Annotated in this window: 22 protein-coding genes; 11 read left to right on the forward strand and 11 right to left on the reverse strand. The window is 69.0% G+C overall.

Annotated elements, in window-relative coordinates:
• The first annotated feature begins 29 nt into the window (after positions 1–29).
• Complete coding sequence (locus CNR27_RS14590) at positions 30–1,058, forward strand: sugar kinase (protein WP_096299929.1); 1,029 nt, start codon at positions 30–32, stop codon at positions 1,056–1,058.
• A gap of 81 nt (positions 1,059–1,139) precedes the next feature.
• Here the strand turns inward: CNR27_RS14590 and sppA are convergent, their stop codons facing one another.
• Together sppA and CNR27_RS14600 are read right to left on the reverse strand one after the other, a co-directional pair.
• On the reverse strand, positions 1,140–3,035 hold the full coding sequence (sppA, locus tag CNR27_RS14595; protein ID WP_096299931.1) for a signal peptide peptidase SppA: 1,896 nt from the start codon (positions 3,033–3,035) through the stop codon (positions 1,140–1,142).
• A gap of 115 nt (positions 3,036–3,150) precedes the next feature.
• Positions 3,151–4,530, reverse strand: coding sequence for an MATE family efflux transporter (locus tag CNR27_RS14600; RefSeq protein WP_096299933.1), 1,380 nt, complete (start codon positions 4,528–4,530; stop codon positions 3,151–3,153).
• Positions 4,531–4,713: 183 nt separating this feature from the next.
• Here CNR27_RS14600 and CNR27_RS14605 point away from each other — a divergent pair, with 183 nt between their 5' ends.
• On the forward strand, positions 4,714–5,862 hold the full coding sequence (locus CNR27_RS14605) for a DUF3667 domain-containing protein (RefSeq protein ID WP_096299935.1): 1,149 nt from the start codon (positions 4,714–4,716) through the stop codon (positions 5,860–5,862).
• Between the two features lie 223 nt (positions 5,863–6,085).
• Here the strand turns inward: CNR27_RS14605 and CNR27_RS14610 are convergent, their stop codons facing one another.
• The gene (locus CNR27_RS14610; RefSeq protein ID WP_157745523.1) at positions 6,086–6,700 is read right to left on the reverse strand and encodes a DUF3106 domain-containing protein; all 615 of its coding nucleotides are present in this window, start codon (positions 6,698–6,700) and stop codon (positions 6,086–6,088) included.
• Positions 6,701–6,716: 16 nt separating this feature from the next.
• Complete coding sequence (locus CNR27_RS15385; protein WP_123831243.1) at positions 6,717–7,679, reverse strand: hypothetical protein; 963 nt, start codon at positions 7,677–7,679, stop codon at positions 6,717–6,719.
• Between the two features lie 454 nt (positions 7,680–8,133).
• Between CNR27_RS15385 and CNR27_RS14615 the strand changes: the two genes are divergently transcribed.
• Positions 8,134–10,371, forward strand: a complete 2,238-nt coding sequence (locus CNR27_RS14615) for a primosomal protein N' (protein ID WP_425435461.1) — start codon at positions 8,134–8,136, stop codon at positions 10,369–10,371.
• 21 nt (positions 10,372–10,392) lie between these two features.
• Here CNR27_RS14615 and CNR27_RS14620 read toward each other — a convergent pair whose 3' ends face one another.
• Genes CNR27_RS14620 through pssA form a run of 4 tightly spaced genes read right to left on the reverse strand, consistent with a single transcriptional unit; the run spans position 10,393 to position 12,747 of the window.
• Positions 10,393–11,190 carry an NYN domain-containing protein gene (locus CNR27_RS14620; RefSeq protein WP_096299939.1) on the reverse strand — a complete coding sequence of 266 codons (798 nt, stop codon included), beginning with the start codon at positions 11,188–11,190 and terminating at the stop codon, positions 10,393–10,395.
• Positions 11,191–11,244: 54 nt separating this feature from the next.
• Entirely contained in the window at positions 11,245–11,736 is a 492-nt protein-coding gene (gene rimI, locus CNR27_RS14625) for a ribosomal protein S18-alanine N-acetyltransferase (RefSeq protein WP_096299941.1), read from the reverse strand.
• Positions 11,726–11,980, reverse strand: coding sequence for a hypothetical protein (locus CNR27_RS14630; protein WP_096299943.1), 255 nt, complete (start codon positions 11,978–11,980; stop codon positions 11,726–11,728). The genes rimI and CNR27_RS14630 overlap by 11 nt, the downstream gene beginning before the upstream one ends.
• Complete coding sequence (gene pssA / locus CNR27_RS14635; protein ID WP_096299945.1) at positions 11,977–12,747, reverse strand: CDP-diacylglycerol--serine O-phosphatidyltransferase; 771 nt, start codon at positions 12,745–12,747, stop codon at positions 11,977–11,979. The genes CNR27_RS14630 and pssA overlap by 4 nt, the downstream gene beginning before the upstream one ends.
• An 86-nt stretch (positions 12,748–12,833) precedes the next feature.
• Here pssA and CNR27_RS14640 point away from each other — a divergent pair, with 86 nt between their 5' ends.
• From CNR27_RS14640 to CNR27_RS14650, 3 genes are all read left to right on the forward strand, one after another.
• On the forward strand, positions 12,834–13,235 hold the full coding sequence (locus CNR27_RS14640) for a DUF4124 domain-containing protein (RefSeq protein WP_096299947.1): 402 nt from the start codon (positions 12,834–12,836) through the stop codon (positions 13,233–13,235).
• Between the two features lie 73 nt (positions 13,236–13,308).
• Positions 13,309–15,003 carry a proline--tRNA ligase gene (locus CNR27_RS14645; RefSeq protein WP_096300718.1) on the forward strand — a complete coding sequence of 565 codons (1,695 nt, stop codon included), beginning with the start codon at positions 13,309–13,311 and terminating at the stop codon, positions 15,001–15,003.
• 177 nt (positions 15,004–15,180) lie between these two features.
• The gene (locus tag CNR27_RS14650) at positions 15,181–15,552 is read left to right on the forward strand and encodes an H-NS histone family protein (protein WP_096299949.1); all 372 of its coding nucleotides are present in this window, start codon (positions 15,181–15,183) and stop codon (positions 15,550–15,552) included.
• Positions 15,553–15,649: 97 nt separating this feature from the next.
• Here the strand turns inward: CNR27_RS14650 and CNR27_RS14655 are convergent, their stop codons facing one another.
• Entirely contained in the window at positions 15,650–16,906 is a 1,257-nt protein-coding gene (locus CNR27_RS14655) for a threonine/serine exporter family protein (protein ID WP_096299951.1), read from the reverse strand.
• Between the two features lie 114 nt (positions 16,907–17,020).
• Here CNR27_RS14655 and CNR27_RS14660 point away from each other — a divergent pair, with 114 nt between their 5' ends.
• The 4 genes from CNR27_RS14660 to CNR27_RS14675 are packed head-to-tail and all read left to right on the forward strand — an operon-like array spanning position 17,021 to position 20,595.
• Complete coding sequence (locus CNR27_RS14660; RefSeq protein WP_096299953.1) at positions 17,021–18,130, forward strand: MlaE family ABC transporter permease; 1,110 nt, start codon at positions 17,021–17,023, stop codon at positions 18,128–18,130.
• The gene (locus tag CNR27_RS14665) at positions 18,127–18,966 is read left to right on the forward strand and encodes an ABC transporter ATP-binding protein (RefSeq protein ID WP_245815661.1); all 840 of its coding nucleotides are present in this window, start codon (positions 18,127–18,129) and stop codon (positions 18,964–18,966) included. Before CNR27_RS14660 ends, CNR27_RS14665 begins: the two co-directional genes overlap by 4 nt.
• A gap of 4 nt (positions 18,967–18,970) precedes the next feature.
• A complete protein-coding gene (locus CNR27_RS14670; protein WP_096299955.1) occupies positions 18,971–19,897 on the forward strand; it encodes an MlaD family protein in 927 nt (308 codons plus the stop codon).
• Positions 19,894–20,595 (forward strand): ABC-type transport auxiliary lipoprotein family protein, encoded by a 702-nt coding sequence (locus tag CNR27_RS14675; RefSeq protein WP_096299957.1) that lies wholly within the window; start codon positions 19,894–19,896, stop codon positions 20,593–20,595. Before CNR27_RS14670 ends, CNR27_RS14675 begins: the two co-directional genes overlap by 4 nt.
• Positions 20,596–21,080: 485 nt before the next feature.
• Here the strand turns inward: CNR27_RS14675 and CNR27_RS14680 are convergent, their stop codons facing one another.
• Together CNR27_RS14680 and CNR27_RS14685 are read right to left on the reverse strand one after the other, a co-directional pair.
• Positions 21,081–21,707 carry a CoA transferase subunit B gene (locus CNR27_RS14680; protein WP_096299959.1) on the reverse strand — a complete coding sequence of 209 codons (627 nt, stop codon included), beginning with the start codon at positions 21,705–21,707 and terminating at the stop codon, positions 21,081–21,083.
• Complete coding sequence (locus tag CNR27_RS14685; protein WP_096299961.1) at positions 21,707–22,435, reverse strand: CoA transferase subunit A; 729 nt, start codon at positions 22,433–22,435, stop codon at positions 21,707–21,709. Before CNR27_RS14685 ends, CNR27_RS14680 begins: the two co-directional genes overlap by 1 nt.
• Positions 22,436–22,569: 134 nt before the next feature.
• Here CNR27_RS14685 and CNR27_RS14690 point away from each other — a divergent pair, with 134 nt between their 5' ends.
• Entirely contained in the window at positions 22,570–23,919 is a 1,350-nt protein-coding gene (locus CNR27_RS14690; RefSeq protein ID WP_096299963.1) for a phosphohexomutase domain-containing protein, read from the forward strand.
• The last annotated feature ends 10 nt before the right edge of the window (positions 23,920–23,929 follow it).

Consider the following 23,929-nt stretch of genomic DNA (forward strand, 5'->3'; position numbering starts at 1 on the left):
CCGGGCTTCCACTTCCCCAAGGCATCGCAATGGGCAAACGTATCCTCTGTTTCGGCGAGCTCCTGCTTCGCCTCGGCGCGCCAGGGCGCGAATTTCTGCTGCAGTCGCGGCATTTGGACGTGCATGTCGGCGGGGCCGAAGCGAATGTCGCGGTGTCGCTCGCCCGGTTCGGCCACGAGGTGGCCATGGCCGGAACGGTTGCGTCGAATGCGCTGGGCGACGGCGCGATCGGCGAGTTGCGCCGGCATGGCGTCGACGTGTCGCGCATCGCGCGCGCAGCCGGGCGCATGGGCCTTTACTTCTTCGCGGCCGGTGCAGGCCTGCGGCCCAGCGACGTGGTCTACGATCGCGCCGAGTCCGCGTTTGCCCAGGCTCCCGCAGCCAGCTACCGCTGGCCGGAGATCCTGGACGGTGCCGAGTGCCTCCACGTTTCAGGCGTCACGCCAGCGGTCGGCCCCCGCGCGGCCGAAGCGGCGCTGGCCGCGGTGCGGGCCGCGCGCGCGCAGGGCACGACCGTCTCGTTCGACGGCAATTTCCGCCCCAAGCTGTGGGCGGCCTGGAACGACGCACCCGCACCGCTGCTGCGAAGCCTGCTGGCCGAGGCCGACATCGCGTTCATCGATCACCGTGACATCGATCTCGTGCTCGGCACGGAGGACGGGGAAGCAGGCGAATACGCCAGCGCCGAGCGCACCCTGCAGGCATCCGCACGTGCATTCGCTGCGTTTCCGCATCTGCAGCGCATCGCATGCACGCAGCGCACCGTGCACAGCGTCGACCGGCATTCACTGGGTGCGCTGATGGTGCGTCGCGGCGGCGAGGTGCAGCGCATCGACCCCCTGCCCGTCGACGGCATCGTCGACCGTATCGGCGGTGGCGACGCCTTCGCCGCCGGGCTGCTGCACGGCGTGCTGTCGGGAATGGACGATGCACGGACGCTGGCATTCGGCCTGGCGGCGGCGCGGCTGAAGCACAGCGTGCCTGGCGACTTCAACCTGGTCGGGGCGGCAGATGTCGAAGCGCTCGTCGACAGCGGCCGGCTCGACGTGCGCCGCTGAGCGACGCGCGGCGCGCAGGCTCCCGGCACCAACGAAACGGCCCGCCAATGGCGGGCCGTTTGCGTTCTGCGGTCCGGTGGCTCAGAACTCGCAGAAGCAGTACGCGACCGCCTTGACCGGGCGGCCGGGCTGCGGCGAGATCACGCTCTCGAGCAGCTGCAAATCCTGTTCGGCGCGCGGCACCACCCGCGCCAGCAGTCCACGGGCGATGTCGCTGTGGCCGACCAGGACGCCGCCCAGGCGGCCACTCACGAAGCCCGTCAGGAAGCGGCCGAACGGGGTCGCGGATTTTTCGATGTAGCGCACGCGCCAACCGTCACTCTCCAGACCACCGAGTTCGGCGGCCTTGGCGATCGCCACGCGCAGGCCGCCGAGTTCGTCGACCAGCCCGCGCGCGAGTGCCTGGTCGCCACTCCACACGCGCCCCCGCGCCACCAGATCGATCTCTTCCGCGCTGCGGCCGCGCGCGTCCGCCACCTTGTCGATGAAGTTGCCGTAGCCGCGATCGATGATCGCCTGGATCGCCTGTCCGGCTCCGGGCTGCAGGGGACGGGTGAGGTCGAACGCTCCGGCGATGGGCGTGGTGCCGACGCCGTCGGTGTGCACGCCGATCTTGGCCAGGGTCCGCGGGAAAGTCGGAACCACCGCGAAGATGCCGATCGAGCCGGTGATCGTCGACGCATCGGCGTAGATGCGATCGGCGTCCATGCTGATCCAGTAACCACCCGATGCGGCGACATCACCCATCGACACCACCACGGGCTTGCCGGCGGCCTTGAGTGCAACGACCTCGCGGCGGATCTGCTCGGAGGCGAACACTTCGCCACCGCCCGAATCCACCCGCAGCACCACCGACCTCACGTGCTTGTCCTCGCGCGCCTCGCGCAGCAGCGCGGAGGTGGACTCGCCACCGATCGCGCCCGGAGGCTGGTCGCCGCCGGTGATGTTGCCTTCGGCGACGACCACCGCCACCTGGGCGCGCCGGTCGACACCGGTGACCGGCGCCACCTGGGCGAGAAAATCGTCCATCGACACCTGGCGGAAGCCACCATCGGCGTCGTCATCGGCCACGCCGCGCTCGACCAGCAGCTGCTCCACTTCCTCGCGCGTCTTCAGGCCGTCCACGAGCCGCTGCGACAACGCGTAGCGGGCCAGATCGCCCTGCGCCGCGACGATGCCCTGCGGCAGGGTGTCGATGCCCGCATTGAGCACCTCGGGCGCGATGCCGCGCACCCGGCCGATGTCGGCCACGAACCGCTGCCAGATATCGTTCATCCAGTAGAGGTCGGCCTCCTTCGCTTCAGGCGAAGCCCCGTCGAGGATGTAGGGTTCGGCCGCCGACTTGTATTCGCCCACCTTGAACAGGTGCACATCCACGCCGAGCTTGTCGGCCAGCGCCTCGTGGTAGTACTGGCGATAGCCGCTGATGCCCTCGAGCATCATCCCGCCTTCGGGATCGAGATAGACCTCGTCGGCCTGCGCGGCGAGCAGGTACTGCTGCTGGCCGAAGTATTCACCGAACGCGACCACCTGCTTGCCGGCCGCGCGCACCTCGGCAATCGCGTCGGCGACTTCGCGCATCGAGGCATAGCCGGAGAACGTCATGCGGTCGGTGCGCAGCAGCACCCGCTCGATGTGGTCGTTGGTCTTCGCCGCTTCCAGCGCGCGCAGCACGTCGCGCAGCTGCACCTCGCCGACGCCGCTGCCGCTGCTCTGCGCCAGCGCGCGCATGAAGGGATCGGTGCGGTACTGCTCGACCAGCAGTCCTTCCGGGGCGACGACCAGCGTGGTGCGTTCGAGCAGCGGCGCCTGGCGCCCGCCGCCGCCGACGATTGCGATCAGCACCAGCAATCCGACGAGCAGCAGCAGCCCGAAGAACAGCAGGTTGAGGGTCAGCCGGCGGATGAAGTTCATCCCGTCCCAGATGCCGACGATGAAGCGCGTCAGCGGCGCGCGCGGGGGCTGCACAGTACTCATGGGTAGAACGACTCCATCGGAAGAAAGGCGGGCTGCAACTGCGGACAGCAGCGGTCAATGACCCGTCCGGACCGGCAGACTACCCGGGCCGGCGGTACGGCGCATGCGCAGGTCGTCATCGTGACGGCTGGACCGTGTACACGGCGGGCACGCGGTGGCTGCTGCGCAGGAAACGCCCCCCGAGCAGCACCGCGGCGACGGTGAGTCCAGCGATCAGGCCCACCCACATGCCCTTCGGTCCCCAGCCCAGCCCCAGGCCGAGCGTGACGCCGAGACTCATGCCCACGCCCCAGTACGCGGCGGCGGCGAGGAACATCGGCACGCGGGTGTCCTTGAGCCCGCGCAGCGCGCCGGCCGACAGGGCCTGGATGCCGTCGGGAAACTGGAAGGCCGCGGCATAGAGCAGCAGTGCGCCGGCGAGCGCGGCCACCGCAGCATCGTCCGTGTAGATGCGCACCACGTGCTCGTGGCCGAGCAGCAGGGCGATGCCGGAGAGGGTCTGGGTCCCCAGCACCAGGACCAGACCCGCGAAGCCGGCGCGGCGGACCCCGGCGCTACCCAGGCCACGCCCGATCGCATTCCCCACGCGCACGGTGGTGGCCTCGGCCAGTCCGAACGGCACCATGAAGCAGAGTGCGGCCACGTTGATCGCGATCTGGTGCGCGGCCGCCTCGATTTCGCCGAGCCGCCCGATCAGCAAGGCGGTCACGACGAACAGGCTGCCCTCCATCGTCACGGTGACCCCGATCGGCAGGCCGGTGCGCAACAGCGAGCGGATCTCCGGCCAGCGCGGCGGGTCGAACCGGGTGAACAGCGCATAGCGCGCAAACCGCTTCGAGAACGCCAGGTACACCGCGAATGCGGCCGACTGCATCCACATCATGATGGCCGAGGCCAGGCCCAAGCCCCCCGCGCCGCCTTCGGGAAACGGCCCCCAGCCGAACGCCAGCGCGTAACCCATCGGCACCAGCACGACGAGGCCCCCGAAGCCAAACATCATCGTCGGCAGCGTCCAGTGCAGGCCGTCGCTGAGGTAGCGCATGCAGAAGTACAGCGTCAGCGCCGGCACGCCCCAGCGGATGCCATGCAGGAAGGCGGTGGCGCCGGGCACGATGTCCGCCGCTATCCCGAACGGACCGAGCGCCGCCGCCAGCAGGGTCAGCAGACCGAACAGCGCGATGCCCAGGCCGGCCGCCAGCCACAGCGCCTGGCGGAACAGCGGTCCCACTTCGGCATGGCGGCCCTGGCCGTCGAGCTGGGAGACCGCGGGCGGCACCGCCATCAGCGTGCCCATCGGCACCATCAGCGGCAGCCAGAAGATCGCCGTGCCCACCGCCACGGCGGCCAGCGTGGCGGTGCCGTGGTGGCCGGCAATGACGGAATCGACGAAGCCGATCAGGCCGGTGGCGACGTGACCTGCGACCAGCGGAGCGGCCAGAACGGCGGTACGCCGCACCTCGTGACCCAGGGGCGGCAGCGTGACAGCGGAAGACATGCAGGGGGCTCGGGCGACTTCGGCCGCGCGGACGACGGATGCGTGCGCTGGCACCGGGGCGCGAAGAGCGTGCATTCTAGCGGCAGGCCGCACACGGGGCGTGGCCCGCGGCCTCCCACTTCATCCCTTGTTCCCGGGTCCGCGGCCGGCGGGCCGCGCCTCTGTCAGGAATTCCGTCCGCGTATGTCTCGATCCTCCCTGCCTGCCGACGAGTTGCCGCGCAGCTGCGAAAACTGCGGCACCCTGCTCCAGGGCCATTACTGCCATGCCTGCGGCCAACCCACGCACAGCCCTGTGCGGCATGTCGGCCACGCGGTGGAGGAAGTGTTCGAGTCGTTCTGGCATCTCGACGGCCGGATATTCCGGACGGTGCGCGACCTGTTCGTGCCTGGCCGCATCGCAAACCGCTATCTCGACGGCCAGCGTGTGCGTTACGTCGCGCCGATGCGGCTGTTGGTGATCCTGACGCTGCTGACGTTCTTCGTCGCGAAGTTCGTGATCCAGGACGCGATGCAGGATGTCGGGCCCGGTCAGCTGCGAACCGACCGGGTTGCGGTCGAGTTGGACCATGCGCGGAGCGCCCACGAAGTACGGCGCCTGCGCGGCGAGGCGCTCGCCGGCATCGCCGACACGCGCCGCACCGCGGGCGCCGGGCCTGGCGCGTCGCCGCAGCTCGACGTCGCCGAGGCGGAGGTGCGCGCCCATGCGGAAAGCCGGATCGCGGAACTCGGGGCCGAAGGCGCGGCCGCGGCCGAGGGCAATGCGGAGACGCCCGCCGAGGGCCGGGCAGCAGCGGCGGGGCCTGCGTCGGACGCCCCCGGCATCCGCACTGGAGCACCCGCCCCGCCGACCATCGGCGGCCCGATCGGCGAGCGCATCGAGCGCAACGTCGTGCGCCTGGGCGATGAGCCGCAACTCTTTGTGCGCGCGGTCCTCGGTGTTGCGCCGACCGCACTGTTCATCCTGGTGCCGCTGTTCGCGGTGCTGCTCAAGCTGCTCTACCTGTTCCAGCGCAGGCTCTATCTGGAGCATGTGGTGGTCGGCCTCTACAGCCACGCTGCGCTGATGCTGGGCCTGCTGCTGGTGTTCTGCGGCGCCCTCGCGGCGCCCTGGCTGGCGGCGCGTGCGCCCTGGGCCGCCAGCACCGTCCACGTCGTACAGACCGCCCTGCTGTGGGCGATGCCGGTCTATCTGCTGCTGATGCAGAAGCGTGTGTACGGCCAGTCGTGGCCGCGGACACTGCTCAAGTTCGCGGTCCTGGGCCTGCTGTACTTCGCGCTGTTTCTCAGTGTGGCGATCCCGATGGCCGGATATGCCCTCTATGCGTTGTAGCGCGGCCCCGATCCGCTCGACCTCGGCCGGCGGATCCGGCTTCCGGCAAACGCACACCTCTCGCTGGAAGCAGCGAGGGCACGCAGCCCGGCACAGCTTTGGCCCGTAGACGGCTTCTGCGGCAGCGGCCGCTCCGCTGCACGGTGCAATCCGCCGAGCCGTGACGACTCGCGGAACGCCGGGCGTCAGCTGCCGACGGTCCCCGGCGTGCCAGGGAACTCGATCATGGCGTCCCCGCCACCCGGGCACGCAGCCAGGCGTCTCGCGACTCGACCGGTACCGCCAGCCATGCACTGCGCAAGGCTGCGCGCTCGTGCGGCGGTGTGCGCTGGGCCAGGGCCGCCAGGTCCGCGCGTGCCTGCGGCGAGGTCGCGCGCAGGGCCAGCAATGCCGGCATGCGCTCGGCCTCGGGAATCGCCGAGAACAGCGGATGCAGGCCCGGCCAGTCCAGGCCCAGGACCGGCCCCAGCAACCAGCCGCGACGCAGCCCCTGGTCGAGCTGTTCGAATTCCAGTCGCAGGGTGCGCTGCTCAGCCTCGGGCAGCGCCGCGAAGTGGGTCGCGGCCTGCTGCAGACGCACGCGCTCGGCATGCGGCAGTGTCGCGGCTGCCTCATGGGCAATGCGGCGGCGCTGGCGCTCGGCCGCCGGCAGCGCCTGCCAGGCGGCGACGCGAGCGGAAAGTCTGGCGCGCTCGTCGGGCGTCATCCGGGCAAGCCGCGCGGCGCGCGCTTCGAGCTGCTCGCGCTCGGCGGCGGGGAGCCCGGCGGTCTGCAGGGCCGGCGGCAGCGCAGCCCACGCTGGCGGCATCGCCAGCAGCAGGCCGAGAACCGCCGCCACGCAGCGGATCCTGCGCTCAGAGCCCGGCATCGGCGGTCTCCAATCCAGCCTCGGGGGATTCCTGCACGCTGTCGAGATGGGCATCCCGGGTGTCGTCGATCGGACTCTCCAGGCGAGTCGACAGCCAGGCATAGAACGCCGGGTCGTAGCGCCAGACCGCGGTATCGGGTTCGGCCAGCAGGTCGAAGTCCGGCTCGATCAGCAGCGCGTCCGCGTCGTCGTAGGTGGCGGCGGGCGATTGCGCCGGCAGGGCCTCGATCCGGATCGGCGTGTCGTCGTCCACCCCGCCGTTCCCGGACCAGGCGTCGCGCCAGGTCATCGCCAGCGCAGCGGCGGTCGCCACCAGAACCAGGATCAGGGCCGGCCACATCCAGCGCGCCGGTGTCCGGTGCGTCGGCGCCTCGCTGACAGGGGCCTGTGCTTGCGCCTGGGCCTGCAACGGGAACCGGCGGAGCGGCGGCACCTGTCCGCGGAGCGCGGCTTCGCGCAGCCCGGCCAGTCGCGCAAGTCGATCGGGCGGCAGCTGACGGATCGCAGTCTGGGCAGCCTCGGCAATCCGCCTCCAGGCCTCCGGGTCCGGGCTGCCGTCCTCGCGGTGCGGCAGGGCCCGTTGCAGCCCCAGGCGATAGGTCGCCCGGGTCACGCCGAGTACCGCGGCAGCTTCGTGCTCGGGTAGCCCCGCAACCAGCCGCAGCAGCACGGTGACCCGCGGCCCGCCCGACAGGCCGGCCAGCGCCGGCAGGCCATCGCCCTCCTCGGCGAGCACGCCGGGCGCGCGCAGGGCGGGCGATGCCAGCAGTTGTGCCCAGAAGCGGCGCGGCCAGTCCGGGAACGGCGTCTGGGTCGCCATCCCGGCGAAGTCGGTCATCGCCACAGCCAGTGCGGCGTCGCCGGTGTCAATGTCTCCGCTCTGCCACTGGGCGAATGCAGCGGCCCGCCGCTCGATCCCGCGCAGGAATGCGGCGACGGCGGAGGACATGCCCTGGGGAGAGGATTGCGAAGGCGTGGTCATCTTGGCCCGCGTTTACGACGACGCATCATAACGATCCGCTGCCCGCTCCCACACCTTGACAAGCCGAGCCCCAAACGTTCCACAGATGGAGCTAGAAGGGACTGGTTGTTCACAGGGTTCACAAATCTGTCATTGGGCTGAAGATTAACGAAACCCGGATCGCCATGAAACCGATGTTTCACGGCCAACCATTTGATATCAATAGAAATTCAAGGCTTGGCACTTTTTTGTCCAATGCAACGACCGGGCCACTGAACACCGCATAACATCCCTTTCCATGAGCTTCATGCACAGACTTATCCACAGATCGTGTGGATAAGCCCCAATCCCTTTTCTTTCGGGCACTTGCGCAACCTTCGTGCCGATCCTCACAGCTTGGTGACGCAACTGACGGGGCAGTCGGCGAGCAAGCCGATAGACTTTGCCGGTGACCGTGCCCGCTCCCTCGCCTTCTGTCCTGCGCGTCGCGCTGCCGGTACCGCTGCCGCGCCTGTTCGACTACCACCCGCCCCCGGGTTCGCCGGCCGTGCCCGGCGATGCGGGCCGCCGCATCCGGGTGCCGTTCGGGCCGCGGGAGCTGGTGGGCGTGGTCGCGGAGATCGGCGCGCCCGATGACCCGGCGCAGCCTCTTCGCGAGGCCCTCGAGTGGCTGGACGATGCCCCGCTTCTCGCCGGCGAGCTGGCTGCCTCGTTGCGCTGGCTGGCGCGCTATACCCACGCCCCGCTCGGTGAGGTGCTTGCCACCGCCCTGCCCGCGTCGCTGCGCCGGGGAGAAGCCATGCCCGATACCCATGCCTGGGCCTGGCGGCTGACCGAAGCTGGCGCGACCTCGGCCGCGGGGCTCAAGGCCGGTGGGCGGCCGCAGCGGCTGGCGGCGTTGCTGGCTGCCGGACCGCGCGACGAGGAAGCCCTTGAGCTGGCGATGGAGGGCTGGCGTGCACCAGCGCGGACCCTCGCCGCGCGCGGGCTCGCGGAGCGGTTCGCGATTCCGGCCTCACAGCTGGCGCCGGCGCCGCAGGCGGGCCCGCCGCTGCATGACGAGCAGCGCCAGGCGGTCGAAGCCGTCGCCGCGTGCACCGGCTTCGCCGCGCTGCTGCTCGACGGCGTCACCGGAAGTGGCAAGACCGAGGTCTATCTGGCTGCGATCGCCGACTGCCTCGCGCGCGGGCGGCAGGCGCTGGTGCTGGTGCCCGAGATCGGCCTGACCCCGCAGACCCTTGCCCGCTTCCGCGCGCGGCTCGGCGTCCCGGTGCATGCGCTGCATTCGGGACTCGGCGACGGCGAACGGGCGCGGGTCTGGGCGGCCGCGGCCCGCGGCGAGGCGCGTGTCGTGGTCGGCACCCGCTCGGCGGTGTTCGTGCCGCTTCCCGACGCCGGCCTCGTCGTCGTCGACGAGGAACATGACGGCAGCTACAAGCAGCAGGATGGCATCCGCTACCACGCGCGCGATTTCGCGCTGGTGCGCGGCAAGGCGCTCGACGTTCCGGTATTGCTGGGCAGCGCGACGCCGTCGCTGGAATCGCTGCAGAACGCGGTTTCGGGCCGCTACGCGCACCTGCGCCTGCGTCATCGCGCGGGCGTTGCCAAGCCACCGGTGGTACGCGTGCTCGACGTGCGCAAGCGCCCGCTCGAGGCCGGCCTCTCGCCCGAACTGCTGGCCGCGATCACGTCGGCGCTCGCCGCCGGCGGCCAGGTGCTGGTGTTCAAGAACCGGCGCGGCTATGCGCCCGTGCTGCTGTGCCACGACTGCGGCTGGAGCGCGCACTGCCCACGCTGCAGCACGCCCGATCGGCCCCATCCGATGACCGTGCACGCGGGAGGCCGCCGCCTGCAGTGCCACCACTGCGGCCATCGCGCGAGCGCGCCGCCGGCCTGTCCGGACTGCGCGAGCCTCGGCCTGCAGCCGCAGGGCGTGGGGACCGAACGCATCGAGGAACTGCTCGCCGCGCGCCTGCCGGATGTACCGGTGCTGCGCATCGACCGCGGCAGCACACGGCGGCGCGATGCGCTCGAAGACCTGCTCGGCTCACTCGGCAACCGGCCGGGCGTGCTGATCGGCACGCAGATGCTGGCCAAGGGCCATGACCTGCCCAATCTGACCCTGGTCTGCGTCGTAGGCATCGACGAGGGCCTGTTTTCGGCGGATTTCCGCGCCGGCGAGAAACTCGCGCAACTGCTGATCCAGGTGGCCGGGCGCGCCGGGCGCGCCGACAAGCCCGGCCTGGTGCTGCTGCAGACCCACCATCCCGAGCATCCGCTGCTGCTGACGCTGATCAACGGTGGCTACCACGCCTTTGCCGCCGGAGAGCTGGCGCAGCGCGAAGCGGCAGGCTTTCCGCCGTTCGCGCCGCTGGCCCTGCTGCGCGCCGAGTCGCAGCAGGCCGACCCCCCGATGGCATTCCTCCAGGCCGCGCGGCGGGTGCTCGCAACGTATGCGACGCGCGATGCAGCCGGTATGCCGACCCTGCTGCTCGACGGCCCGGTGGTCGCGCCGATGCCGCGGCGGGCCGGCAGCTATCGCGCGCAATTGCTGATCGCCACCGACCAGCGTCCGCGCCTGCACGGCATCCTCGATACCGCGCTGCCGGAGATCCATGCCCTGCCCGAAGCCCGGCGTGCGCGCTGGTCGCTGGATGTGGACCCGGTCGATCTGTACTGAACCGGGCGACGGCGCCTGCCGTCAGTCGGCCGCCGCCGGCCTCGTCCGGCGCCCGCGCTGCCGCGACGCGGTCTTGGCGGGGGCCGCCTTGGGTTTCTCGCGGATCTCCACCGCCTGGCCGTTGCGCCGCACCTCGAACAGGCCCATCGCATCGATCAGCGCACTGAGGTTGCGGTAGCCGTAGTTGCGGGCATCGAACGAGCCCTGGTTGCGCACGTGGCTCCCCACCTCGCCCAGATGCGACCAGCCGCCATCGTCGGCGCCGGCCGATACCGCATTGCGCAGCAGCTGTACCAGCTCCCGGTCGGCCTGCAGCTGCGCGCCGGTGCGGGGCCTCACCGTGGCACCGTCGTCGACGTCGTCGGCCGCCCGCAGCTTCTCGAGGTACAGGAACGTCGAACACGCCTTGACGAAGGGGGTCGGGGTTTTCTCCTGGCCGAACCCGTAGACCGCGTAGCCATCGCTGCGCAGCCGCATCACCAGCGGAGTGAAGTCGGCATCGCTGGAGACGATCGCGAATCCGTCGAGGTTGCGCGCATACATCAGGTCCATCGCGTCGATGACCATCGCCATGTCGGATGCGTTCTTGCCGGTGCTGTAGGCGAACTGCTGGATCGGCCGGATCGCGTATTCGTGCAGCACCTTTTCCCAGCTGCCCAGGTGCGGGCTCTTCCAGTTGCCGTAGGCGCGGCGTACGTTGGCGACGCCGTGGCGGGCGACTTCGGCCAGGATCACGTCGATCTTCGCGGCCGGGGCGTTGTCGGCATCGATCAGGAGCGCAATTCGGGTTTCGTCTGGGATTCGGGTCTGGTCGCCCATGGCGATGCTCCGGTCGGGGCGCAGGCGCGCGCGGTACGGGGGACGGATGGCGTGTCAGGCGTCGTCGAACAATTCGCGCGCCATCACGATCGCGTCCTCGCGACCGTTGTGGGTGGGGTAATAGCGCGGACGGCGGCCGATCTCGTTGAAGCCCTCTGCGTGATAGAGCGCGACGGCGGCGGGATTGGAGGGCCGCACTTCGAGGAAGACACGCTGCGCGCCGAGCTTGCGGGCAATGTCGACCAGCGCGCGGAACAGCCGACGGCCGTGACCGCGACCCTGCAGCTCGGGGTCGACGCAGACGTTGAGCACATGGGCCTCACCGGCAGCGATGCTCAGCACGCCGTAGCCGGCGATGTGGCCGTCGACATTCAGCAGCCAGGCCGGATACGCCGCGCGCAGGCAGTCGTCGAAGATGCCCCGTGTCCAGGGAAAGGGGTAGGCGCGCACCTCGATCGCCATGACCGCATCGAGGTCGGTCGCGCGCATCGGCCGCAAGGCCCACCCGGCCTCCGTCCCGCCGTCGACTCCGGGCTCAGCCGCCATGACGGCGGAACCGACGCAGACGGGGCCACAGCGCACGCTTGGCCGAGGCCGAGCGCAGGCCATCCAGCGGACCAAGACTGCTCAACAGCGCCTGCGCACTTTGGGAATCGCGGTCGAGACCGGCGGCGCGCAGCAGCGCATCCACCAGCGGATCGTTGGGCCATACCGACGCCGCGACCTCCACCCGGTAGCGGACATGCCCCAGCGCATCGAGCGCTGCCGATTGCAGCGCGTCCCAGGTCACGAGACGGTCTCCGCGCCTCCGCGCCGGCGCATCAGCCACAGCGTCGGCCCCGACAGTGCGTAGAGCACCGCGGCCACCAGCAGGGTCTTGGGCGGGTCGACCCACATCGCCACCAGGATCACCAGCGCGATGACCAGCGCGACGAAGGGCACGCGATCGGCCTTCGGCCCGGTGCCGCTGCCCTTGAAGCTGGTGTAGCGGATCCGGCTGACCATCAGCAGGCCGCAGATCACCGTCACCGCGAGCGCGCCATAGCGCAATGCGTCGCCGGCGAAGCCGAGCTCGTGACAGGTCCACACGAAACTCGCCATCAGTCCCGCCGCCGCCGGACTCGCCAGCCCGACGAAGTAGCGCTTGTCCACGGTCGCCACCTGGCTGTTGAAGCGCGCCAGACGCAATGCCGCGCAGGCGGCATACAGGAATGCGGCAAGCCAGCCGACCTTGCCGAGGGTCGGCCCGTCCAGGCGCATGCCCATCAGCGACCAGTGATACATCACCAGGGCCGGGGCAAGGCCGAAACTGATCAGATCGGCGAGCGAGTCGTACTGCACGCCGAACTCGCTCTGGGTATTGGTGAGCCTCGCGACGCGGCCATCGATGCCGTCGAGGACCGCGGCGACGAAGATCGCGATGCACGCGGCGCTGAATCGTCCCTGCGACGCCGCGATGATCGCGAAGAAACCCGCGAACAACCCGCCGGTGGTGAAGAGGTTCGGCAACAGATAAATGCCGCGGCCGCGGCGCGGAGTCGGGTCGGTCTGGCTCATGCGGGGCAGTGTAGCGCCTGCGCCGGTTGCGCGGTCCGCGCCGGGGTGCTGCAATCGCGCCACATTCGCGCCCCCCGGAACCCGTCATGCGCCGCATCATCGTGATTGCACTCGCGTTGCTCGCCTCCCTCCCGGCGGTCGCCAACGAGGTCTACAGCTGGAAGGACGCGCGGGGCGTGACCCACTACTCGCAGACACCGCCACCTGCCGGTACCCGCTTCGAAGTCCGCAGAGTCGCCGCCGGCGCGTCTGCCACCACCGCGGCTCCGACATCGCCCGCAAATGGCGCTGCGCCTGCCACCGCTGGTAGCGCCGCGTCGGGCGACAGCACACAGTGCGAGCTCGCACGCGGCAATGTGGCGGCGCTCAAGAGCGGGGGGGCGGTGCAGCAGATCGGCGCCGATGGCAAGCCGCGCGAACTCGACGCCAACGAGCGCGCGGACCAGCTCGCCCTGTCGGAAGCCGGGGTACGCGCGTACTGCCGCTGAGGCGCGCCCGCGCGGCAGGCCCGCGCGTGCTGCGTGGCACAATGGCGGTCCCGTTCCCAGCCAGATGCCGCCGATGCGCCTGTCGCAGTTCCACCTTCGCACCGAAAAGGAAACACCCGCCGACGCGGAAGTCATCAGCCACAAGCTGATGCTCAAGGCGGGCATGCTGCGCAAGCTCGGCGCCGGTCTCTATACCTGGTCGCCGCTCGGGCTGCGCGTGCTGCGCAAGGTGGAAGGGATCGTGCGCGAGGAGATGGATGCCGCCGGCGCGATCGAACTGCTGATGCCCTCGGTGCAGCCGCGTGAGCTGTGGGAAGAGACCGGACGCTGGGAAAAGTTCGGCGGCCAGCTGCTGAAACTGCAGGACCGCAAGGAAAGCTGGTATTGCGTCGGCCCGACCCACGAGGAAGTCATCACCGACTTCGCCCGCGCCGAGCTGGCCAGCTACAAGCAGCTGCCTGTGAATTTCTACCAGGTCCAGACCAAGTTCCGCGACGAGATCCGCCCGCGCTTCGGCGTGATGCGTGCCCGCGAGTTCCTGATGAAGGACGCCTACTCCTTCGATATCGACGAAGCCGGCATGGCGGCGTCGTACCAGAAGATGCATGCCGCCTACACGCGCATCTTCAGCAGGCTCGGCCTGGATTTCCGCGCGGTGCAGGCCGACTCCGGCGCGATCGGCGGTGATGCCTCGCAGGAGTTCCACGTGCTCGCGGAGTCCGGCGAGGACGCGCTGGTGTTCTCGACCGGTTCCGACTACGCCGCCAATGTGGAAACCGCGCACGCCGCCGCGCCCGCCCCGCGCGCGGAGCCCACCGAGACCCTGCGCCGGGTCGAAACGCCGACGCAGAAGACCTGCGAGGACGTCGCCGCGCTGCTCGACATCCCGCTGGCGCGCACGGCCAAGTCGGTGGCGCTGTTTGCCGGCGAGACGTTCGTGCTGGCGCTGGTGCGCGGCGACCACGCGGTCAACCCGGTCAAGCTGGCAAAGGTCGAGGGTCTGGCCGATTACCGCATGGCCACCGAAGCCGAGATCGCCGAGTACCTCGGCAGTACGCCGGGCTTCCTCGGCCCGATCGGCGCGGCGAGAGCCATCCGCGTCGTCGCTGACCGCGAGGTTGCGGCGATGGCGGATTTCGTCGTCGGCGCCAACGCCACCGGCTTCCACCTCGCGGGCGTCAACTGGGGCCGCGACCTGCCCGAACCCGATGTGGTTGCCGACATCCGCGATGTCGTGGCCGGCGAGCGCGCCGCGGACGGCGGGGAACTCAGGCTGGTCCGCGGCATCGAGGTCGGGCACATCTTCCAGCTCGGCCGCAAATATGCCGAGGCGATGGGCTTCAAGGTGCTCGACGCCAACGGCAAGGCCACCGTGCCTTTCATGGGCTGCTACGGCATCGGCGTTTCGCGCATCGTCGCCGCGGCGATCGAACAGAACCACGACAGCAACGGGATCCTGTGGCCGGCGGCCATGGCCCCGTGGCAGGTGGCGGTGTGCATCATCAATCCCAAGCACGAGGCGCACGTGGCCGAGGCTGCCGAGGCGCTGTATCGCGAACTGCGCGCCGCTGGCATCGACGCCGTGCTCGACGATCGCGGCCTGCGGCCGGGCGCGATGTTCGCCGACATCGAACTGATCGGCATTCCGCACCGGGTGGTGGTTTCGGCGCGCGGCCTGGAAGCCGGCACGTTCGAATACCGCGCGCGCACGGCGGCGGAATCGGAAAACCTCGAACGCCAGGCCCTGCTCACGCGCCTGCGCAGCTGAGGTTTCCTGCGCTTTTCCCCACCCCGGTTTTGCCGGGGATAAACTCCTCGCCGCGCAGCCAGCCGGGCAGCTGCCCTGCGCGGTGACGAACGGCATTTGTCGCGGCCGGATAAACGGGATTAAGATGCAGTCCATGCCAGGGACTGGTATCCCAATAATCAGCCGGAGCCGACTCACATGGCGTTTGACCTCAATGCATTTTCCCCCCAGCAGCTCGATGCGCTGATTACCCAAGCCAAGCAGCGCAAGACCACGCTGAAGAAGCGCAAGCCGATCGCGGCCGTGCGCAAGAAGCTCACCGACCTGGCAGCCGCCGAGGGTTACAGCATCGCCGAGCTGTTCGGTGGTGGCGCGCCGCGCAGCGCCGCGTCGGCGCCCGCTGCACGCACCAGTGCGACCAAGGGTCGCAAGCTCGGCAAGGTGCCGCCGAAGTATCGCAACCCTGCCAACAAGGCCGAGACCTGGACCGGCCGTGGCAAGCAGCCGCTGTGGCTCGCGGGCCAGATCAAGAAGGGCAGGAAGATCGAGGAATTCCTGATCGAGAAGTGATCGCAGCCGTGACGCCCGAGCGCCCTCCGCAAGGAGGGCGTTTTCGTTCGGGCAGCCGAAGGGACGGACCCGCTGCAGTCGAGGAGCAGCGCTTCCTTCAGAGATTCTTGTTCCGGGCCGGCACCACGACGTTGCCAAACAGCAGGCCCGCAATCAGCGCAAGCACGATATTCATGACGACCAGTGCGGCTTCCTGCCCGGCCGCCATGTCCTGCTGCTGCACGAGGTTCATCAGGCCACGCAGGCTGTTGCTGCCGGGCACCAGCATGATCAGCCCAGGCACTCGGATCAGCGCGCCCGGCCGGTCTGCCCAGCGCGCGTAACCGTTGCCGGCGGCGGTGGTGGCCAGCGCGGCGACGAACAGGCCGATATTGGACCCGAGCGCTGCGCCGACCCAGCGCGAGATCAGATAGCCCGAGACTGCGGCAAGCATCACCAGCGCGACGTCGCGGCGCGCGGCGCGGAACAGGATCGCGAACGCGGCCGACGCGGTCGCGAGCGCCGCCCACTCCACCCAGTCGGGCTGCGGGCGGAGCGCGCGGACGTTGGGCGTCACGCCCAGCATCTTTGCAAGCGTGAGGGCGATGATCGTGCCGATGGTGATCTTGAGCACCGTGGTCATGGCGCCGGCGAAGCGCGCCGTGCCCGAGACCAGGTGCTGCGATGTCAGCTCGTTGATGGCGTTCGTCAGCGCCATGCCGGGCAGCATCACGATCAACGAGGCGATGATCACGGTATTGAGGTTGAGCGGCACGACGAACGCGGACACCAGGATCGCGACCAGGCCGGCCACCATGCCGGCCAGCGCATCGCCAGCCTCCTTGAGCCGGGTGCCATCGCGCGTCGCCAGGTCGAGCAGGCCGATCAACAGGCCAATGACGCCCGCCGTGGCGATGTCCGCCCAGGGCAGTCGCCACAGCCCGGCGACCGCCATCGCGACCATCGCGAATCCCATGACCTGCAGCGCCTTGCCCCAGCGTCCGGGTTCGCGCGCATCGAGCGCGCGCAGCGCGGCATAACCTTCGGCCAGATCCATCTCGCCGGCCATGACCTGCTCGGCGATGCGGTCGGTTTCGCACAGCTTGTAGAGGTCGACGTCGCCCGGCGACATGCGGATCACCCGGGTGGTATCGCTGTCGCCCGGCGGCCGCAGCGGATCGCTGAAGGACAGCACCATGCCGGTCGGATTGACCCAGGGTTCGCAGTCCAGCCCCAACTGCTGGGTCACCGCGATCATCGCCCCTTCGAGACGCTGGGCGGTGGTGCCATAGGCATGGAGATGCTCGGCGAGCTCGACGACGAACGCGATGCGCGCGGCGTAAGTGGCAGAGGTGAGCGAAGTGGGCGCGGACATCGCGACAGGATCGCATGCACGCCCCGCGGTCGGTAGATCGCCCGCCCGTGACACGCGGTATCACGCCCGGATTGGGTATGCTCGTGCCCGTTTGCCGAACGCTCCCGAGACTGCATGGCCCTCCCCCGACCCGAGACGCCCAGCGCCGAATCCGGCGGCGGAGGGACGTTGCGGCTGCGCGGTCACTGGACCCTCGCGCATGCAGGCGACATCGAGGCCACGCTGCGGGCGCAGCAGGATCCCGAGGACGTCGATGCCACGGGCGTCGAGCGGCTCGATTCGGTCGGCGTGCTGCAGCTGCTCCGTTTCGCCGACAAGCGCGGGCTCGATTTCTCGACGTTCCGGTTCCGCGAGGACCACCGCGCGCTGGTCGACGCGATCGAGGATGTCTCCGACGACCGACCCAAGAAAAAACGCGATTACGGCGTGAACGCGGCCCTGGCGCGGCTCGGCCGCAGGGTGTACGAAAACGGGCGAGAGTTCGTCTCGCTGGTGAGCTTCTTCGGCGAGACGCTGGTCAAGCTCGCCCGCCTGCTCGCATCGCCGCGACAGTTCCGGCTGACCTCGACCGTGCACCATATGGAGCAGGTCGGCCTCGACGCGGTGCCGCTGGTCGCGCTGCTGTCGTTTCTGGTCGGCGCGGTCATCGCGTTCCTGGGCTCGACCGTGCTGGCGGAATTCGGCGCCGTGATCTTCGTCGTCGAGCTCGTGTCGATCGCATTCCTGCGCGAGTTCGGCGTGCTGCTGACCGCAATCCTGCTGGCCGGCCGCACGGCCAGCGCGTTCACCGCGCAGATCGGTGCGATGGTCAGCCGCGAGGAAGTGGATGCGATCCGCACGCTGGGTCTGGATCCGGTCGAGCTGCTGGTCATCCCGCGGATCGTCGCCTTGCTGGTGATGCTGCCGCTGCTGACCTTCATCGCGATGATCGCCGGCCTCATCGGCGGCCTGACCGTCGGCGCCTTCGCCCTCGAGATTCCGCCGCAGGCCTATCTGGCGCGCATGTACGACACCATGCAGGTTCGGCATTTCCTTGTCGGCATGTCCAAGGCCCCGGTCTTCGCGCTGGTGATCGGCCTGATCGGTTGCCTGGAAGGGTTGCGGGTCCAGGGCACCGCCCAATCGGTGGGCGAACGCACCACCTCCAGCGTCGTGCAGACGATTTCCCTGGTCATCACGCTCGATGCCTTCGCCGCGATCTGGTTCATGGAGGTGGGCTGGTGACGACGCCAGAGCCGGCTTCCAACGATGTCCCTGCGCGCGACACCGCCCCGGATGGCGTCGCAGTGCGCGTGCGGGGCCTGGTCACCCGCTTCGGCAGCCAGACCGTGCATGAAGGCCTCGACCTCGACGTGCGCCAAGGGGAGATCCTGGGCGTGGTCGGTGGCTCGGGCACCGGCAAGTCGGTGCTGATGCGTTCCATCATCGGGCTGCGTGCGCCGCAGGCCGGCACCATCGATGTGCTGGGCGCCGATGCACTCGCGCGCGATCCAGAACAACGCAGCCTTATCGAGCGCAATACCGGGGTGCTGTTCCAGGACGGCGCCCTGTTCTCTTCGCTGACCGTCGGCGAGAACGTCCAGGTACCGCTGAAGGAACATCACCCGGACCTGAGCGACTCGCTTCGCTACGAATTGTCCTTGCTGAAGATCAAGCTCGCGGGCCTGCCGGCCGATGCGCTCGACAAGCTGCCCGCGCAGCTGTCGGGCGGCATGCGCAAGCGGGCCGGCCTGGCGCGCGCACTCGCGCTCGACCCACCGCTGCTGTTCCTCGATGAGCCCACGGCCGGTCTCGACCCGATCGGCGCGGCCGCGTTCGACCGCCTGATCCGCACCCTGCAGAAAGCACTGGGCCTGACCGTGTTCCTGGTCACACACGATCTCGACACCCTGTACGCTATTTGTGACCGGATCGCGGTGCTGGCCGATCGCCGGGTCATTGCGGCCGCCCCGGTGGAAGAGATCGAACGGATCGATCACCCCTGGATCCAGGAATATTTCCACGGGCCGCGCGGGCGCGCGGCGCGCGATGCGAGGGCCACTGGCCCGGGAGCCGACTGACCTCATGGAAACCAGAGCCAATTACGTGCTGATCGGCGCGTTCACACTCATCGCCTCGATCGCGATGCTCGGCTTCGCGCTGTGGGCGGCGAAATACTCCTCCGACCGCAGCTGGAACGAGTTCGACGTGATCTTCCGCGAACCGGTCACCGGCCTGACCGAGGGCAGCAGCGTGCAGTACAACGGCATCGCCGTCGGCACGGTCGACAGCCTGCAGCTCGCCCCGGAGGACCCCCGCCAGGTGATCGCGCGCCTGCGGGTGCAGGCCAAAGCGCCGGTCAAGACCGATACCCGCGCACGCATGTCGATGACCAGCCTGACCGGCTCGCCGATCATCCAGCTCACCGGCGGCTCGCCCGAAGCACCGCCGCTGGTGTCGGAGCGGGAAGACCGTGTGCCGGTCATCCAGACCGAGGCCTCGGCGCTTCAGAACATCTCCGACACCGCGAACCGCCTGGTCGAACGGCTCGACAAGGTGCTCAGCGAAGAGAATGTCGCCCGCATCGCCAACACGCTCGAGAACATCGAGGGCATGACCGGCTCGGTCGCCGGCCAGCGCGAAGACCTGGCGGCGATCATCGTCAATGCGCGCAGGTCCAGCGAGCAGCTCGAGCAGACACTGACGACGACGAATCGCGCCATGACCAATTTCGACCGCGAACTGGTGCAGAAGCTGCCCGGCCTGGTCGCCAACCTCGAAAGCACGCTGGCGCGCATGGATTCCGCTGCCGGCGGCGCCGACCTGATCCTCAACGAGAACCGCGCCGCGATCAGCAGCTTCGCCAACGACGGCCTCTCGCAGCTTGGCCCGACCCTGGGCGAGTTGCGATCGCTGGTCCGCGACCTGCGCCGTATCAGCGACCGCCTGGACGCCAACCCTGCGCGCTACTTGCTGGGTCGCGACGCGCCCAAGGAGTTCGAACCCGAATGACCGTCCACCCAGGTGTCGCCCGCCGGGCCCTGCCCCGCCTCGTCATCGCCCTCGCGCTCGTCATGCCGCTCGCCAGCTGCAGCTCGCTGCTCGGCGGCGGGGGCGGCGACCGGGATCGCTCGACGATCTACGCGCCCGACCCGCGGGTCGAAGCGAATCCCGCATGGCCGCATGCGGACTGGCAGCTCAGCATGAGCCCGCCGACCGCGGCCCGCATGATCGACAGCTTCCGCATCGCGGTGCGTCCGATCCCTGACGAGCTGCAGGTCTATCGCGGCGCGAGCTGGGCCAAGACGCCGACCGACATGCTCCAGGACGCGGTGCTGCGCACGCTCGAGGATTCCGGCCACATTCCGGGGGTCGCGCGCCAGGGCGCGGGCATCACCGCCGACTACAAGCTGGTCATCGACCTGCGCCGGTTCGAGGCCGACTACAACGGCAACGCGTTGCCGTCGGCGACGATCGAGGCCAACGCCAAGCTGATCCACAACATCGACCAGACGGTCGTCGGCTCCCGCACTTTCCTGGCCGCACAACCCGCTGCGAGCGCCGAGGTTGGACAGGTCGTCGATGCGTTCTCGACCGCGCTGCGGGATGTCAGCAGCGAGATGGCCGGCTGGATTCTCGAGTCGGGCAACGCGCACGAGATGACCCACAATCGACATGCGCCGGCCTCCACGTCCGCCGAGCGGCGCTAAAGCCCTTCGGCAAGCAACCAACACACGGAACTACAATCATGCGCAAGTCTCTGCTGACCTACGTCCTACTTAGCTGCTCTCTGGCTGCCTGCGACAGCAAGACCGAAGAAGCGCCGCCATCAGGCCAAGCGGCGGTTCCTGCCACCAGCCATGCTGCGCCAACAGGCGGAACCTTGCGGGTAGAGCCTTCCATGCTTCCGGACTGCAGTCCCGCCCGGGTCCTCGTGCGCTGGAATGCCGGTGATGCGGTGGAGACGACGGAGGTCAACGTGATTGTTGAGAACACTGACGAACTGTTTGCCGAGGGTGGAGTGACCGGTCAGAGCGAAACTGGACCTTGGGTACGCCCTGGTACGACGTTTGTACTCCTAGACAGGGGGTCGAAAAAGGAACTTGCGCGGGCTGCCGTTGACGGCCCCTCCTGCGACTAAAACCACCAAAAATGCGTTCCCGACCGGCATCGGACCGCTCGGGAACCCAAACCCTCAGCGGAAAACCACTCCGGTCTTTTCCTCCAGCTCCGCGATCTCTACGCCGTCGGCGCTTTCGACCAGCACGAGCCCTCCTGGCGTCACGTCGAACACCGCGAGATCCGTGATGATCCGGTCGACCACGCCCACGCCGGTCAACGGCAGCGTGCATTCGGGCAGGATCTTGTGGCTGCCGTCCTTCGCGACGTGTTCCATCAGCACCACCACGCGCTTGACGCCCGCCACCAGGTCCATCGCCCCGCCCATGCCCTTGACCATCTTGCCGGGCACCATCCAGTTGGCCAGATCGCCCTTGTCCGTCACCTGCATCGCGCCGAGGATGGCCAGATCGATATGGCCGCCGCGGATCATCGCGAACGAATCGTGGCTGCCGAAGTAGCTGGCGCCCGCACGCGCGGTGACGGTCTGCTTGCCGGCGTTGATCAGGTCGGCATCGACCTCGTCCTCGGTCGGGAACGGGCCGATGCCGAGCAGGCCGTTCTCGCTCTGCAGCCAGACATCCACGCCTTCGGGAATATGGTTGGCCACGAAGGTCGGCAGGCCGATCCCCAGATTCACGTACGCACCGTCGCTGAGTTCACGGGCGGCGCGGGCGGCCATCTCGTCGCGGGTCCAGGCCATTACTTCGCTCCTCGCACGGTGCGCTGTTCGATGCGCTTCTCAGGGGTCGCGTTGACGACGATGCGGTCCACATAGATGCCGGGCAGGTGCACGTGATCGGGATCGATCCCGCCCACCTCCACCAGCTCCTCGACCTCGGCCACGCATACGCGGCCGGCCATTGCGCAGGCCGGATTGAAGTTGCGCGCGGTCTTGCGGAAGACCAGATTCCCGGCCGTGTCGGCCTTCCATGCCTTCACCAGCGCGACATCGGCGACCAGGGCCGTCTCGAGGACGTAGTGCTTGCCGTCGAACTCGCGGGTTTCCTTGCCCTCGGCAACGATGGTCCCGTAGCCGGTGGCGGTGAAGAACGCCGGAATGCCCGCACCGCCGGCGCGCAGACGCTCGGCCAGCGTGCCCTGGGGATTGAACTCGAGCTCGAGTTCGCCGCCCAGGTACTGGCGCTCGAACTCCTTGTTCTCGCCCACGTAGGAGGAAATCATCTTGCGGATCTGACGGGTCTCCAGCAGCTGGCCGAGGCCGAAGCCATCGACGCCGGCATTGTTGGAGATCGCGGTCAGCTCCCTGACGCCGGAGTCGCGCAAGGCGGCAATCAACGCCTCGGGAATCCCGCACAGGCCGAAACCGCCGACCGCGAAGGTCTGTCCATCGGCAACGATGTCGGCCAGGGCCGATGTGGCGTCCGGGTACTGCTTGCCGCGTCGCGCGGCGGAAGGCTGCTCGCTCATCTCGGATCTCGTGGCGCAGTGGTCCGCCATTCTAGCCACTGTCCATCGTCGCAGCCTCGGCACCTGGCGCCGATCCAACGGGAAGGCGACGACGAACCGCTAGAATCGGCGCATCCCCTGATAAGGAACGTCCAATGCCCCTGCCCGCCTTCAAGGCCTACGATCTGCGCGGCCGCGTGCCCGACGAACTCAATCCCGATCTCGCCCGCAACATCGGCATCGCGTTGGCCGGACAGCTCCCGGAAGGTCCGATCGTGCTCGGCCGCGACGTGCGCCTGACCAGTCCGGAACTGCAGGCCGCCCTGTCGGAAGGTCTGCGCAGCCAGGGCCGGCCGGTCATCGACATCGGCCTGTGCGGTACCGAGGAGGTCTACTTCCAGGTCGACCACCGGGGCGCGGCTGGCGGAGTGATGGTCACGGCCAGCCACAACCCGATGGACTACAACGGGATGAAGCTGGTGCGCGAACACGCGCGGCCGATCAGTTCCGACACCGGCCTGTTCGCGATCTCCGATGCGGTCGAAGCGGGCAACCTGCCGGCGCCCGTGGCGACGCCCGGCATCGAAACCGCGGCGCCCGACAAATCGGCCTATATCGAGCATCTGCTGGGCTACGTGGAGCCCACTGCGCTGCGCCCGCTCAAGCTCGTGGTCAATGCCGGCAACGGCGGCGCCGGCAGCATCGTCGACCTGCTTGCGCCGCACCTGCCCTTCGAATTCGTGCGCGTGTTCCACGAGCCCGACGGCAACTTCCCCAACGGCATCCCGAACCCCTTGCTGCCGGAGAACCGGCAGGCCACCGCGGATGCCGTACGCGCCCATGGCGCCGACTTCGGCATCGCCTGGGACGGCGATTTCGATCGCTGCTTCTTCTTCGACGAAACCGGCGCCTTCATCGAAGGCTACTATCTGGTCGGCCTGCTGGCCGAGGCCGTCCTCGCCAAGCAGCCCGGCGGCAAGGTGGTGCACGATCCGCGACTGGTCTGGAACACCGTCGAGCAGGTCGAGGCCGCGGGCGGCGTGCCGGTCCTGTGCAAGAGCGGCCACGCCTTCATCAAGGAGAAGATGCGCGCCGAAGACGCTGTCTACGGCGGCGAGATGAGCGCGCACCACTACTTCCGCGAGTTCGCCTATGCCGATTCCGGCATGATCCCGTGGCTGCTGATCGCCGAACTCGTCTCGACCACTGGACGTTCACTGGGCGATCTGGTCTCCGAGCGCGTCGCGAAGTTTCCCTGCAGCGGCGAGATCAACTTCCGCGTGGCAGACGCGAAGGCCGCCGTCGATCGCGTGATGGCGCACTACGCCGCGCAGTCGCCGGCGATCGACCACACCGACGGTATCAGCGCCGACTTCGGCGACTGGCGCTTCAATCTGCGCAGCTCCAACACCGAACCCCTGCTGCGCCTGAATATCGAAACGCGCGCAGACCAAGCATTGCTTGAATCGCGCACCCGTGAAATCTCCGATCTGCTGTCGGCCTAACCCTGAGATC

This window comes from Luteimonas chenhongjianii (genome assembly GCF_002327105.1).
Classification (GTDB): domain Bacteria; phylum Pseudomonadota; class Gammaproteobacteria; order Xanthomonadales; family Xanthomonadaceae; genus Luteimonas; species Luteimonas chenhongjianii.